The 12,618-nt window shown below is 59.2% G+C and carries 12 protein-coding genes and 1 tRNA gene; 6 read left to right on the forward strand and 7 right to left on the reverse strand.

The window, feature by feature from the left end; translation table 11 throughout:
* Positions 1–295: 295 nt before the first annotated feature.
* Positions 296–1,192 carry a DMT family transporter gene (locus ACIQUH_RS14520; RefSeq protein ID WP_400816221.1) on the forward strand — a complete coding sequence of 299 codons (897 nt, stop codon included), beginning with the start codon at positions 296–298 and terminating at the stop codon, positions 1,190–1,192.
* Between the two features lie 21 nt (positions 1,193–1,213).
* Here ACIQUH_RS14520 and ACIQUH_RS14525 read toward each other — a convergent pair whose 3' ends face one another.
* On the reverse strand, positions 1,214–2,269 hold the full coding sequence (locus ACIQUH_RS14525; protein ID WP_400816223.1) for an ornithine cyclodeaminase: 1,056 nt from the start codon (positions 2,267–2,269) through the stop codon (positions 1,214–1,216).
* 13 nt (positions 2,270–2,282) lie between these two features.
* On the reverse strand, positions 2,283–3,203 hold the full coding sequence (gene rocF / locus ACIQUH_RS14530; RefSeq protein ID WP_400816225.1) for an arginase: 921 nt from the start codon (positions 3,201–3,203) through the stop codon (positions 2,283–2,285).
* Between the two features lie 130 nt (positions 3,204–3,333).
* Here rocF and ACIQUH_RS14535 point away from each other — a divergent pair, with 130 nt between their 5' ends.
* A complete protein-coding gene (locus ACIQUH_RS14535) occupies positions 3,334–3,771 on the forward strand; it encodes an Lrp/AsnC family transcriptional regulator (protein WP_400816227.1) in 438 nt (145 codons plus the stop codon).
* Positions 3,772–3,892: 121 nt separating this feature from the next.
* Positions 3,893–3,966, forward strand: a tRNA-Gln gene (locus tag ACIQUH_RS14540).
* A gap of 235 nt (positions 3,967–4,201) precedes the next feature.
* Here the strand turns inward: ACIQUH_RS14540 and ACIQUH_RS14545 are convergent.
* Positions 4,202–5,443: a Zn-dependent hydrolase gene (locus ACIQUH_RS14545; protein WP_400816229.1), complete on the reverse strand. Its 1,242-nt coding sequence runs from the start codon at positions 5,441–5,443 to the stop codon at positions 4,202–4,204.
* The gene (locus tag ACIQUH_RS14550) at positions 5,443–6,669 is read right to left on the reverse strand and encodes a diaminopropionate ammonia-lyase (protein ID WP_400816231.1); all 1,227 of its coding nucleotides are present in this window, start codon (positions 6,667–6,669) and stop codon (positions 5,443–5,445) included. The genes ACIQUH_RS14545 and ACIQUH_RS14550 overlap by 1 nt, the downstream gene beginning before the upstream one ends.
* Positions 6,670–6,834: 165 nt before the next feature.
* Here ACIQUH_RS14550 and ACIQUH_RS14555 point away from each other — a divergent pair, with 165 nt between their 5' ends.
* The gene (locus ACIQUH_RS14555; RefSeq protein ID WP_400816233.1) at positions 6,835–7,341 is read left to right on the forward strand and encodes an Lrp/AsnC family transcriptional regulator; all 507 of its coding nucleotides are present in this window, start codon (positions 6,835–6,837) and stop codon (positions 7,339–7,341) included.
* Positions 7,342–7,346: 5 nt separating this feature from the next.
* On the opposite strand, the gene ACIQUH_RS14560 is transcribed toward ACIQUH_RS14555, so the two are convergent.
* A complete protein-coding gene (locus tag ACIQUH_RS14560) occupies positions 7,347–7,961 on the reverse strand; it encodes a TetR/AcrR family transcriptional regulator (RefSeq protein WP_400816235.1) in 615 nt (204 codons plus the stop codon).
* Between the two features lie 177 nt (positions 7,962–8,138).
* Between ACIQUH_RS14560 and ACIQUH_RS14565 the strand changes: the two genes are divergently transcribed.
* Positions 8,139–8,888, forward strand: a complete 750-nt coding sequence (locus tag ACIQUH_RS14565; protein WP_400816237.1) for an SDR family oxidoreductase — start codon at positions 8,139–8,141, stop codon at positions 8,886–8,888.
* Positions 8,889–8,985: 97 nt separating this feature from the next.
* On the opposite strand, the gene ACIQUH_RS14570 is transcribed toward ACIQUH_RS14565, so the two are convergent.
* On the reverse strand, positions 8,986–9,774 hold the full coding sequence (locus ACIQUH_RS14570) for a shikimate dehydrogenase family protein (protein WP_400816239.1): 789 nt from the start codon (positions 9,772–9,774) through the stop codon (positions 8,986–8,988).
* Positions 9,775–9,968: 194 nt separating this feature from the next.
* On the opposite strand from ACIQUH_RS14570, the gene ACIQUH_RS14575 reads away from it, so the two are divergent.
* Positions 9,969–11,207 (forward strand): NAD(P)/FAD-dependent oxidoreductase, encoded by a 1,239-nt coding sequence (locus tag ACIQUH_RS14575; RefSeq protein ID WP_400816241.1) that lies wholly within the window; start codon positions 9,969–9,971, stop codon positions 11,205–11,207.
* 282 nt (positions 11,208–11,489) lie between these two features.
* Here the strand turns inward: ACIQUH_RS14575 and ACIQUH_RS14580 are convergent, their stop codons facing one another.
* Positions 11,490–12,611 (reverse strand): tyramine oxidase subunit B, encoded by a 1,122-nt coding sequence (locus tag ACIQUH_RS14580; RefSeq protein WP_400816243.1) that lies wholly within the window; start codon positions 12,609–12,611, stop codon positions 11,490–11,492.
* Positions 12,612–12,618: the final 7 nt, after the last annotated feature.

Raw genomic sequence — 12,618 nt, forward strand, 5'->3', positions numbered from 1 at the left:
CGGGCGTACAACCGCATGGCCTCCGGGGTGGCCGCCTCGGAGGTCATCCAACGTCCCGAACAATAAAGCACTTTTTCGACAGACAATTCCTGTGCCTGTCACAGGGATGGGGGAAGAGAGCACCGCAAAAGCACGTTCCAACAATCGGCCCTTGAAAACGTAGCTTCCACACTTGCATGGCAGCTATTCGGAAAATAAGGTTGTCTGACAAGGTGCGGCCATAACATATGGCTGTTACCCACCTCATTCACCCCGAATACTCTTTTGCCGGCGGCGGTCGGATAGCGGTTTTTTCATGCCTTCACCCAGGACCGGCTTTCTTTATGCGCTTGTCGCCTTCACGATCTTTGCGGCGCAGGATGGCATATCGAAACATCTGGGCAGCGCCTATCCGCCGGTTTTTATCGCCATGCTGCGATACTGGGCCTTCGCCGTCTTCGTTCTTTTGATGGCCGCGAGGTCGGCGGGCGGTATCAGGGGCGCCGTCATGGCCAACCGTCCCTGGCTGCAGATCGGCCGCGGCGTGCTTCTCGCCGTGCAGATCGTTATTTCGATCTTCTCCTTCGCCGTCGTCGGACTGGCGCACAGCCATTCCATCCTCGCCTCCGCGCCGCTGATCGTTGCAGCGCTGTCCATGCCTTTGCTGGGGGAACATGTGGGCTGGCGGCGCTGGTGCGCCATTTTTGTCGGCTTCATCGGCGTTCTCGTCATCCTCAAGCCGGAGGGCGACGGTTTTGACAACCGGCTGGTGATCACCTTCGTGGCCACCTTCATGCTGGCGCTCTACAGCGTCCTGACCCGCCTTGGCAGCAAGAGCGATTCGGCGATGACAAGCTTCTTTTACACCGGCGTAGCCGGTGCGGCGGCCCTGACGCTGGTCGGTCCGTTTTATTGGGTCAGCATCGAGCCGCAGGACTGGGGATGGATGCTGGCGCTCTGCATTACCGGCATGAGCGGCCATTATTGCCTGATAAAGGCGTTCGAACTGGCGGACGCCGCCGCCGTGCAGCCCTTTTCCTATTACCAGCTGGTGCTCGTCTCCATCATCGGCGTCACCGTCTATGGCGAGGTGGTGACGTCCAACATGGTCATCGGTGCGGCGATCGTCATTGCCGCCGGCCTCTTCACCATCTGGCGGGAGCATGTGGTTGCCCGCAGGAACCGCCAAATGGCAAAGAAGGAAACGAAATAAGCCGCCAGCGCTGGAGAGGCGCTAGACGAGAGCCGCCTCACAACGCAGCAGCATGCCGAACAGATCGCGCGGCTCATCCGGATCGGCCAGCAGATCCAGTTCCGTATAAAGGCCGGTGGATGGCAGTTTCGAGCGCACGTAACGCAGCGCCGAAAAATCTTCCGTCGCGAAGCCGACACTGTCGAACAGCGTGATCTGTCGGTCGCTTGCCCGCCCCTGCTTTTCACCCGATATGACCTGCCAGAGCTCGGTGACGGGGTAATCCGCCGGCAATTGCTGGATTTCACCTTCGATGCGCGTCTGCGGCGGATATTCGACGAAAATATCCGACCGCAGCAAAATGTCCCGGTGCAGTTCCGTCTTGCCGGGGCAATCGCCGCCAACGGCGTTGATGTGAATGCCGGGCCCGACCATGTTGTCGGTCAGGATTGTCGCATATTGCTTGTCGGCGGTGACGGTGGTGATGATATCCGCCCCTTCGACCGCCTCCTGCGCACTTTCACAAATCTTGATGGCAAAACCCTGCCCGGCGAGATTACGGGCGCATTTTTCGCTGGCGGACCGGTCGATATCGAATAGCCGCAGCGTGTCGATGCCAAGGATAGCCTTGAAGGCGCGCGCCTGGAATTCGCTCTGGGCGCCATTGCCGATGATCGCCATGGATCGGGAATTTTTGCGGGCGAGATATTTTGCGGCGACGGCGGAGGTTGCGGCGGTGCGCAGCGCCGTCAGGATGGTCATCTCGGTCAGAAGCAGCGGATAACCATTGCCGACATCGGAAAGCACGCCGAAAGCCGTCACCGTCTGGCGGCCTTCCTTCATGTTCTTCGGATGGCCGTTGACATATTTGAAGCCGTAAAGCGTGCCGTCGCTGGTCGGCATCAGTTCGATGACGCCCTCCTTCGAATGCGAGGCAATGCGCGGCGTCTTGTCGAAGCTTTCCCAGCGGCGGAAATCCTCCTCCACCACATCCGCAAGCTCGCGCAGAAACGTGTCGATGCCCACGCGCAGCACAAGCTTCATCATGTGATCGACGCTGACGAAGGGGACGATATTGAGGTTCGGTATCACAGTCATCGCATCGCCCCTTTCAGCCGGCCCGTGTCGGGCGGTCCATAACCCGCTTGCCCATCAGACTGGCGGCGAGATCGACCATCAGGGTCGCGGTTCTGCCGCGCTCATCGAGAAACGGGTTGAGTTCCACCAGATCGAGGCTGCAGACCAGCCCGCTGTCATGCAGCATTTCCATGACGAGATGCGCCTCACGGAACGTCGCCCCGCCCGGAACCGTGGTGCCAACGGCCGGCGCGATGGACGGTTCGAGAAAATCGACATCGAGACTGACATGCAAAAGGCCGTTTGCCGCCTGAACCCGAGCCAGAAACTCACGCAAGAGAACGGCGACGCCATGCTCGTCTATCGAACGCATGTCGTGAACGGTGATGCCGCTCTTTTCCAGCGCAGCCCTCTCGGCGGGGTCGACACTGCGGATGCCGATCATGCCGATATTCTCTTCCGGAACCGCATGGGAGAGCGGCGGGAAATAACCGGCAAACCCCTCTCGCCCACTGAAATAGGCAACCGGCGTGCCGTGGAGATTGCCGCTGCGCGTCGTCTCCAGCGTGTGATAGTCGGTATGGGCATCGAGCCAGAGCACAAAAAACGGCCGGCCGGTCTCGGCCACACGCCGCGCCATGCCGGCCACCGTTCCGGCGGAAATCGCATGGTCACCGCCGAGAAAGATCGGCACGGCGCCAGCACTTTCACGATAGGCGGCCTCCGTCAGCGCCTCGGTCCAGGCCACGGTTTCAGCCAGATGGTGCACGGCGGGATTGGGATGGTGAAATTCGCGCAACGGCGTAGGCGTCACATTGCCGGTATCGACAACCCGATGCCCCAGCTCTGTGAGAGCGTGCGCCAGCCCTGCGACGCGATAGGCGCTTGGCCCCATTTCACATCCCAACTGCCCGGCCCCGATCTGCAACGGCGCACCAACAAGCCTGATATCCATTCCCGTCCTCGCTTTCCCAACCGATCGTGCCACTAGACCATGGAGACATGGCAGAATGAACATCAAATATTGGCAATATTATCGAAATGAGCTATCATTTTGGTAAAATCTTTTTATCGAAATGGCATGAATGGATAATCTCGACGAACGCCTCATCACCCTTTTGCGGCATAATGGCCGGCGCAGCATTTCCGATCTCGCCGTCGAGACGGAAACCTCGCGCGCGACGGTGCGCTCGCGCATCGAAAGAATGGAGAATGACGGCACGATTATCGGCTATACCGTCATCCTGCGTGCCGACGCCGTGGAAGCCGCAATCCGCGGCATCATGATGATCGAGATTGAAGGCCATGTAACGGACCGCGTCATCCGCACCCTTGGCGGTTTTCCGGAAATATCCGAAATCCACAGCACCAACGGCCGCTGGGATCTGATCGTGGAACTCAACGCCGCCACGCTCAGCGATTTCGACGCGGTACTCCGCCGCATCCGGCTGGTGCCCGGCATCACCGGCAGCGAGACCAGCCTGCTGCTCTCCACCCCCCGCTCCACCCGCGCAAGGCTCTGAGCCTGGGCGAAACACAAAACACGGATAAAACGCATTTTTCGATTTTTTCGACTTGCGCCCCGGGATAAATCATCTATATGACGACCCACCAAAGCGAACGCGCCACGCGCTTCAGCGCTTTTGGGGAATAGTTCAATGGTAGAACAGCGGACTCTGACTCCGTCGATCTTGGTTCGAATCCAGGTTCCCCAGCCAATTATTTTGCCGGCAATAAAATCAGGCTTTCCAGGGTTGCTCGCATACCCGATTTTGCACGGCGTTATGTGCCTCAAAGGCTTCCACCTCTCCTGAAAACTCTCAAATCATTGCACGAAACCTCACGGCCATTCACCTTCATGATGGCTTTGGTGAGCAGCAATCTTGAACCGCGAGATGTCCCGACCCTGAGATTTGAGGTTTCGCCACCAGCTCAATACGCGCGACAGCCATGTCAATTATCCCCGCCTGCGAGTTGGCACACCACATCCAGCAGCATGTTCGCTCCCGCGACAAGATCCTCGTCCGGTGTCTTTTCCCTGGGGTTATGGCTGATACCGCCAAGGCTCGGCACGAAGATCATCGCCGATGGAGCAATCCTTGCGATCATCTGCGCGTCATGGCCGGCACCGGACGTCATGCGACGAACCGTATGGCCTCGTCTCGCGGCAGCCCCTTCGATGAGCTCGACGATATTGGCATCGAATGTCACGGGCTGGAATCGGGCAAGGCGCTCCACATTGAAGGATACGCCTTCATCCTTCGCCACCTGGGCAAGATACGCATCGAGGGCGGCTTCTTCCTCTTTCAGCCGATCCTCGTCGGGGTCGCGGAGATCCACGGTAAACGTCACGCGCGAGGGGATGACATTGATAGCGTTCGGCTCAAAATTCATGCAACCGACCGTCGCGACCGTCGGAGTGTTTGAATTGCGCGCACGCTCCCGCAGGAACGTGACGACCAATGCAGCTGCATATCCGGCATCACGACGCATGGAGATCGGCGTCGTTCCGGCGTGGTTCGCATCCCCACTCACTGTTACCCGCTGCCAGGAGATCCCTTGCAGGTTTTCGACGGCTCCGATCTGGATGCCCTCGCGCTCGAGGACTGGGCCCTGCTCGATATGCAGTTCGATATAGGCATAGGGCCGAAGGAAGCCGGGTTCGTGCTCCCCATCGAAGCCGATGCGCCGCAGTTCGTCTCCGAGCCTCGTGCCGTCGGTCCCGACGGTTGCCAGGGCCGTGTCGACATCAAGACCGCCCGCATAGACAAGCGACCCCATCATGTCCGGTGCGTAGCGTACGCCCTCTTCATTTGTGAAGGCGGCGACAACGATCGGGCGGGATGGCTTGAAGCCCGCTTCGATAAGCGTCTCGATCACTTCGAGGCCAGAAAGCACGCCGTAGCATCCATCGTAGATTCCCGCATCGATGACGGTATCGATGTGTGATCCGAGCATGAGCGGCGCTTCATCGGAAACACCCTCAGGCCTCCAGATGCCGAATATGTTGCCGATCCGGTCGACGGCAAGTTCCAACCCAGCCTGTTCGATCCACGATACGAACGTGTCGCGTCCCAGTTTTTCAGTATCCGAAGCCGCGAGCCGGACCAGCCGGCCGTCGCCGCCACGGCCAATCTCACCCAGTTCCGACAGTCGGCTTAAAAGCCGTAAGGAGTCGATCGAGATTTTGCTCATCAGGCGACCCTTTCCTTTTCACTGGACCGATTTGCATTCCTTGCGACGATTTCCGCAGGCGTCACACCGACGAATTGCTGGTAAAGAACGGGATCGGTTGCCCCCTCGGTGTTGATAAGGAAGACGCGGGACTGCGGATCGAGGCCGATCTTTGCCCGCAGCTCTTTGTCGGTCGCGACCTTCAGCAGCGCGGCAAGGCCAACACCGCCGCTCTCGCCGGCAACAATTGCCGGATCGGATCCTTTCGGGTTCGCAAGCAGCTTCATCGCATTGATTGCGTCATCGTCTTCGACCGTCATGAAGGCGTCCGCGGCGCGGGACAGAATTCGCCAAGCCACGAGCGAGGGCTCGTAGCACTCCAGCATCGCCATTACGGTGGCTTCGCCATGATCGACCTTCACCGGATGTCCGGCCCGGGCAGTCTCGACGATGCAGGCTGCGCGGGATGGATCGACGACGACAAAGAAGGGACGGGCATCGCCGAACAGAACGGAGAAATGGCCTGCGACAGTGGCTGCGATGCCACCGACACCAGCCTGGACGAAGACATGGGTCGGCCGCTCCGGCATCTGGCGAAGCGCCTCTGTCAGCAACGCCGTATAGCCCTGCATGACGAAACCGGGGATGCGCTCGTAACCGGGCCACGAGGTGTCAGACACCGTGATCCAATTCTTCTCCTTGGCCACGCGGGCGGCCTCATGGACCGAGTCGTCGTAATTGCCACTCACCCGGATCATGGTCGCTCCATAACGCGCGATTGCCGCGATGCGCTCCTCGCTGACCCCCGAATGGACGAAGATCGAGCATTTCGCGCCGACGAGTTGCGCGCCCATGGCGACGGAACGGCCGTGATTGCCGTCGGTCGCGCAGGCGACTGTCATCTTCGATGCGATGGCCTTCACGTCCTCGCCCTGCAGTTCCGCCACGTCGACTTCCCGGCCAAGGCACTTCGATGCCTCTTCGAGAACCAGCTTGATGACGGCATAAGAACCGCCGAGTGCCTTGAAGCTGCCAAGGCCGAGGCGATGCCCCTCATCCTTCACGAGGATCGATGCGATGCCGATCTGCCGCGCGAGATCCGGCAGCGAAACCAGCGGAGTGGGCTTGTGACCTTCGCGGTGGTGCAGGAAGTGCTCGACGGTTCTGGCGGCCTCAACCCCCAGAACTTCGGCGTCGATCGCTTCAAGCGGCTTGCGATAGTCGGAGTGTTCATTCAGGAGGAGCATCGGAACATTCTTTCGAGATTGACCATGCATTGATAATTAATTCATTGGCGGCGAAAAATGCGCTGTATTTTGACGTCTTATATGAAACATTCGCTCGCTCATCGCATGAATTTCGGCGACTCTCTCGACCGATCGGCAACTTGGAATCCTCGAAAGGACACATGCATGGCTGGCAGGCACCCTGCGAAAACGGCAGAGCTCGACCGCTTCGACCTCGCGATTCTGGAAATTCTCCAGAAGGACAACAAGACACCGCAGCGCTCTATCGCAGAGGCGATCGGCCTGTCCGCCCCGGCGGTGCAGCGCCGCATCAAGCGGATGGAGGATACGGGCACCATCATCGCAAACGTGGCAGTGGTCGAACCGTCGCATGTGCGTCACGAGATCACGGTCTTCGTCGAGGTGGAGATGCACAGCGAATTCGGCACCACACATGACGCAACGAAGAAGTCCTTCGCCGAGGCTCCGGAAGTCCAGCAGTGCTACTATGTGACGGGTGAGGTAGATTTCATTCTTCTCGTCGTCGTCCGGACGATGGCCGATTACGAAGCAATGACGAGAAGGCTGTTTTTCTCGAACAAGAACGTCAAGCGGTTCCGCAGCTTTGTCACCATGGACCGCGTGAAGGTCGGCTTGAACGTCGCTCTCGATCCCAAGCGGGACCGGAGTTGATCCCACTACCCGGCTTGCAGCCCGGCGCCATTCGCATCCTTGCGCTCAACATCCGCCGTACCGCTCTGCTGAGCGACAAGGTAGGAGCGAAACATGATTGTGAGCTGTTTTTCGGCCTCTCGACCATCAACGGGGGACAGAACGCGGTGGCAGAAAGCCGGAACCGTTCCGTAAAGCGCTGCCGTCATGGTTCGAGCGAGCAGGCCGGGATCGGCAAAGCGACCATCGCTGGCGGTCGACAGTGCCGCCTCGATCGCTTCCGCACTCCGCCGACCCGCCAGATCGAGCAACTCGCGCGCGTCAAATTCCAGGGCGATGCGGTAGAGGGTGGGAGAGATTTCGGCCTGCGCCATCTGTACACGAAGATACGCCTTGACCACGGCGTCGGCTATCTTCTCCAGGGTTGAGTGGAGATTTTCGTCGCAGGCTTTTTCTATGGCGATTGCCAAAATCGCGAGATGTCGCTCCAGCGCCGCAAAGAGCAGCGCCTGCTTGTTCGGGAAATATTGGTACAACGTTCCGACCGAAACGCCGGCACGACGCGCCACGCGCGTGGTGTTCAGGCGAATGAGACCATCATTCGCCAAAACCTGAATGGTTGCCTCGAAAATGGCATCCACGGTCGCGATGGATCGACCCTGACGCGGGGATTTCCGGGGAGTTAGCAGTGGTGGAGAGCCGTTTCCCATAAGCGAATCCAAAACCTGAAAGATGCTTCATATATAACTTCTGGCCCCGCCACTCCAGCAATAGTGCGGTTTATGTCGGGCGCATGCAAAGACGAATTGGAGCTGAATATGGGTAAGTTGGACGGAAAGATCGCGGTCATAACCGGCGGCAGCGATGGAATGGGGCTGGCGACCGCCAAGCTGTTTGCACGCGAAGGCGCGAAGGTCGTCATTACCGGCCGCGATCAAGCGAGGCTCGATGCTGCGGCGCAAAGTATCGGAAATGGCAGCGCCGCTATCGGCTGCGATATTTCCAAGATGTCGGACATCGAAGCACTTCGCGACTTTGTCGAGAAAAAGCATGGCCGTGTCGACATCATCTTCGCGAACGCCGGCGCGGCGCGACCGAACATGTTTGAGTATATGTCGGAGGAAGAGTTCGATTTCACGATCGCCTGCACCTTCAAGGGAACCTATTTCACGGTGCAGAAGCTCTTGCCGCTCATGACCGGCGGCGGCTCGATCATCCTCAACACCACGACCCTGACCACGAAAGGCATGCCCTATGTCAGCGTCTATTCGGCCGGCAAGGCGGCCATCCGGTCGCTGGCACGGTCGCTCACTGCGGAACTCACCGGCAAGGGCATTCGTGTGAACGCCATGGCCCCCGGCTACATCGATACCGATCAAGCCCGTAAATCGGGAGTGAGCGAAGAGATGATCGAGCAGACGAAAGCCCAGGTGCATGCGCAAATTCCGATGCACCGCAGCGGCACAGTCGAGGAAATCGCAAAAGCCGTTCTATTCCTGGCCTCCGACGACTCGTCCTATCTGACGGGCAGCGAACTCTGTGTCGATGGCGGCTGGGCGCAGATCTGACGACGCTGCCGGCGCTCTCCGGGAGCGCCGGCTTGGACTGGCGATTGGGTCGTGGAATGACCGATCTCGTGCGCCGCCCTGCCGGTCGCGACTTCTGTCAGTATCCGAAATACGAGACCATCAAGTCGATCTGTTTATCGAGCATGCCGGCGCCATATCTGACGTCGCAACCGGCCTTGAGCGCAGCCGTAAGCAAGGGTGTTTCCCGGGGCTTCATGATGATGTCTGCGACCAACATGTCGGACTTGAGCTGCTTTATATCGACGGGCAAGGGATCCGTTTTCGGATGCAGACCGCATGGGGTGGCATTTACCAGGAGATCGATACCGTCGAGCCCGTTGTCCGAGCTTTCAACATCAAGGCCCGGATAACGCTTCCTGATATCATCGACCAGTGCTTGCGCGCGCGCGCGATCCAGATCGCTGACTTTCAGAGAAGCGCAGCCACTTCTCGCCAGTCCGAACGCAATTGCCTTGCCTGCCCCCCCTGCTCCGACGACGAGTGCCTTGCTGTCCTTCGCGTCGCTGCCATCATTGAGCATGCCACGCAAAAAACCCTGTCCATCAAGGTTGGTGGCGATCATCCGGCCATCTTCATTGCGGCGAATTACATTGGCGGCGCCAAGCTCTGCGGCAACGGAATCGGCCTCGTCGGCCAATTCGAAAGCCTGTTCCTTAAGGGGAACACTGACGACGATTCCGCCCAGGTTGCGGGTCCGTTTCATGGCGGCCCAGCCGGCCGCAAAGTCTTCCGGCGTGAAATGCACTGGCACCATGATCGCATCGATGTTGCGGCTTTTGAATAAGGGGTTAATCACCTCAGGGGTGCGGACATGCGCGATCGGATGGGCGAGCATGTAGAAAATCTTTGTCGTACCCGAAATCATGCCTGAATGCCTTCCTTGAAAACCTGTGCCGGGCAAGACCGCCTTGGCATGATGCAAGGTCTCGCATATTGTCTATGGAATGTCGACATTAGATATGCAATATTCGGCCTGATTTGATCAACGCCTTGAGCCCGCCGCTGTAATCGCCCGGAATCTTGGCGGTGAACCCCAAACAATGCACCCAGGGACTGAAGATGAGCGAAGTTACGATAGTGGGTGGCGGGATTGTCGGCATATGTTCGGCGATATCGCTGCAATCGGAAGGCCATTCTGTCGAAGTCATCGATCGTGGCCTCGATACCGAGGGTGCTAGCTACGGCAATTGCGGACTTCTGGCTGTCGGTGAGGTAGTCCCCATTTCCAAACCGGGTATATTGCCGAAGATTCCCAAATGGATTCTGGACCCGCAGAGCCCGCTCTTCGTCAGGCCGAAGGATTTGGTTGGCCAGATGCCGTGGCTGCTGCGGTTCCTGTGGTCGGGCCGGCGCAAACGGGTACTGGAAATCGCCAGCGGCATGGCACCGCTGCTGCACCGAGCGGAAGACGATTATCGCGCGCTTTTCGACAAGGTCGATATCGCCGACAAGCTCGTTCCCACAGAAAACATTATGGCTTTCAATTCAAAAGCCGATTACGAAGCCGACCGCTTTACCTGGGACCTGCGTGACAGTCAGGACTTCAAACATCGCTTTCTGGGCACCGAAGAATTGCGCTCTCTGGAACCGGGTCTCGGCGGCCCGATCACCTGCGGCGTCCTCCTGCAAGGATGGCTTCAGTTCAGCGAGCCCGGAGTGATCCGACAGCGCCTGCTGGAATTCTTTGTCGCCAATGGCGGCAAGCTCCGTGTCGGATCGGCGGATCGGATCGAAACGCAGGGCGGCAAGGCTGTCGCCATTCATCTGATCGGCGGCGAGCGCCTGGCCGTAAACCAGGTGGTGGTGTGCGCTGGCGCTTGGAGCGGCAAGCTCTCGAAAGATCTGGGGTTGAAGGTTCCGATCGCCGCGCTTCAGGGCTATCACCACCATGTTCCGAACCCCGGCGTGAAGCTCAATCACGCTGTGCTTTACGCAAATGGCGGCTTCGTCTTGACGCCGATGGAAAGCGGTCTTCGGATTGGCGGGACGATCGAAGTCGCCGGGCTCGATCCGCGCCCGAACTTCGCGCGCGCGGATCTCATCGCGCAAAAGGCCCTGAAGGTCTTGCCGGGACTCGATATTTCCGGTGGAAAGCAGTGGATGGGTCCACGTCCGTTCATGCCGGATACCATGCCTGTTCTTGATCGCGCACCGCATCACAACAATGTCGTTCTGGCCTTCGGCCATGGCCAAGTGGGCATGACGCTTGGCGCAACGACGGGAAAAATCGTCGCCGATTTGGTAGCGGGACGCAGGCCGGCGATCGACCTGTCGCCCTACCGCGTCACGCGCTTCTAGAGCATGTCCGTCTCGTTCGATGATCACGGCGATCGTCGCGCCAACGTCGGCCATTCGGGCGACGAACCCGGAGAAGATTGAGCATCCTTCGGGTTGATAAGGTTTCAGGCGTACCCGGATCTTCCGCCACTGGACGATCTTCAGTCGCGCTGCCGATGAAGACTTGCAACATGATCGACAGGCGGAGGCCGATGCGGCGCTCTCAACGACCGCATCGGCATCTCGCCTATCTCATCGTAATCGCCGGCCAAGGCGTCTTTTCCCGCCTCGGCCAGCTTTCGGTCAGGCCAAGCTCGGCTTGTCCCAGAGGTTCAGGGATTGCCCGATACCTTTTTGCTTGGCGCTTTCGAGCATTTCGTAACCCCAGCTGATATCGAAAACGGCCATGCCGCAGGCGATGAAGACAATCCTGTCCCTGGCGGTTTCACGGCCGGACTTCCTGCCGTTGACAACGTCGCCGAGACCGGTGGAGTCCTTCAGCGCTGGCAGCTTGCCTGCATCGATCAGGCGGTAGAAAGGCCCGCCGATGACGCCACTATAATAGGCATCCTTGTTGCCGGAGGCGATCGCGTCTTCGACATAGGCTTCCTGCAATGGAGTGTGGTCATAGACGATCTTGCAACTGGTCAGGAAGGATTCGTCGGCATTGACCGGGCCGGAGACCAGGATGGTTGCGCCCTCCTTGATCCACTCGTCCTTGAAGAACAGCGGTTTCAGCCGCGAGGCCGCGACGGTGATGACGTCGGCATCACGGAAGCCGGCCTCGGCCTCGTCCACGCCAACGGCCTTGACCTTGTAGGTTTCCTCGACCCAGCGCGCCAGTTCATTGGCCTTGTCGAGGAAGACGTCGAAGCAGACAACCTTTTCGACGGCCGGCAGCTGCGTCATGACCGCCGTGAAGCAGGCCTTGTTGATCGGGCCGCAGCCGACGATCGAGACGGTTTTGGAATCCTTCCTGGCGAGATGCTTGGCGGCAACGCCCGGTACGGCGCCGGTGCGGGCGGCGCTGAGCAGGTTGGCCGACATCAGCGCCAGCGGGGCGCCGGTCTCCTTGTCGTTGATCATCATCGTCAGGATCGAGCGCGGAAGGCCCTTCTGGGTATTGGCGTGGTTGGAACCGTACCACTTGTTGCCGCAGACATCGAAACGACCGCCGAGATAACCCGGCATGGCGGCAAAACGACGGTCAGGACCGGCAACCGGCATGTTCGGGAACTTCGTTTCCTTCGGGAAGACGATGTTCATGCCGTGATTATTGTGGTTGGCGCCACCCATGAGGTAATCGCCTTCGCCGAGCAGGCTGAAGGTTTCCTCGCACACCTCGACGCAGCGGGCCGCGTCGTTGACGCCGGCGGCGATCATGTCGGGTTCGGACAGATAAACGAAGTCGATTTTGGTAGACATTGCTGTT

It is taken from the genome of Agrobacterium sp. NPDC090283 (genome assembly GCF_044769685.1).
Taxonomy (GTDB): domain Bacteria; phylum Pseudomonadota; class Alphaproteobacteria; order Rhizobiales; family Rhizobiaceae; genus Agrobacterium.

What these genes read in the sequence shown, in the direction of transcription:
- ACIQUH_RS14550 (WP_400816231.1), bottom strand. Translation starts at nt 6,669, where the DNA reads ATGCTCCTCCTGAATGAACACTCCGACTATCGCAAGCCGCTTGAAGCG.
- ACIQUH_RS14570 (WP_400816239.1), bottom strand. Translation starts at nt 9,774, where the DNA reads ATGATTTCGGGTACGACAAAGATTTTCTACATGCTCGCCCATCCGATC.
- rocF (WP_400816225.1), bottom strand. Translation starts at nt 3,203, where the DNA reads ATGGATATCAGGCTTGTTGGTGCGCCGTTGCAGATCGGGGCCGGGCAG.
- ACIQUH_RS14525 (WP_400816223.1), bottom strand. Translation starts at nt 2,269, where the DNA reads ATGACTGTGATACCGAACCTCAATATCGTCCCCTTCGTCAGCGTCGAT.
- ACIQUH_RS14565 (WP_400816237.1), top strand. Translation starts at nt 8,139, where the DNA reads ATGGGTAAGTTGGACGGAAAGATCGCGGTCATAACCGGCGGCAGCGAT.
- ACIQUH_RS14535 (WP_400816227.1), top strand. Translation starts at nt 3,334, where the DNA reads ATGGATAATCTCGACGAACGCCTCATCACCCTTTTGCGGCATAATGGC.
- ACIQUH_RS14520 (WP_400816221.1), top strand. Translation starts at nt 296, where the DNA reads ATGCCTTCACCCAGGACCGGCTTTCTTTATGCGCTTGTCGCCTTCACG.
- ACIQUH_RS14575 (WP_400816241.1), top strand. Translation starts at nt 9,969, where the DNA reads ATGAGCGAAGTTACGATAGTGGGTGGCGGGATTGTCGGCATATGTTCG.
- ACIQUH_RS14545 (WP_400816229.1), bottom strand. Translation starts at nt 5,443, where the DNA reads ATGAGCAAAATCTCGATCGACTCCTTACGGCTTTTAAGCCGACTGTCG.
- ACIQUH_RS14580 (WP_400816243.1), bottom strand. Translation starts at nt 12,611, where the DNA reads ATGTCTACCAAAATCGACTTCGTTTATCTGTCCGAACCCGACATGATC.
- ACIQUH_RS14555 (WP_400816233.1), top strand. Translation starts at nt 6,835, where the DNA reads ATGGCTGGCAGGCACCCTGCGAAAACGGCAGAGCTCGACCGCTTCGAC.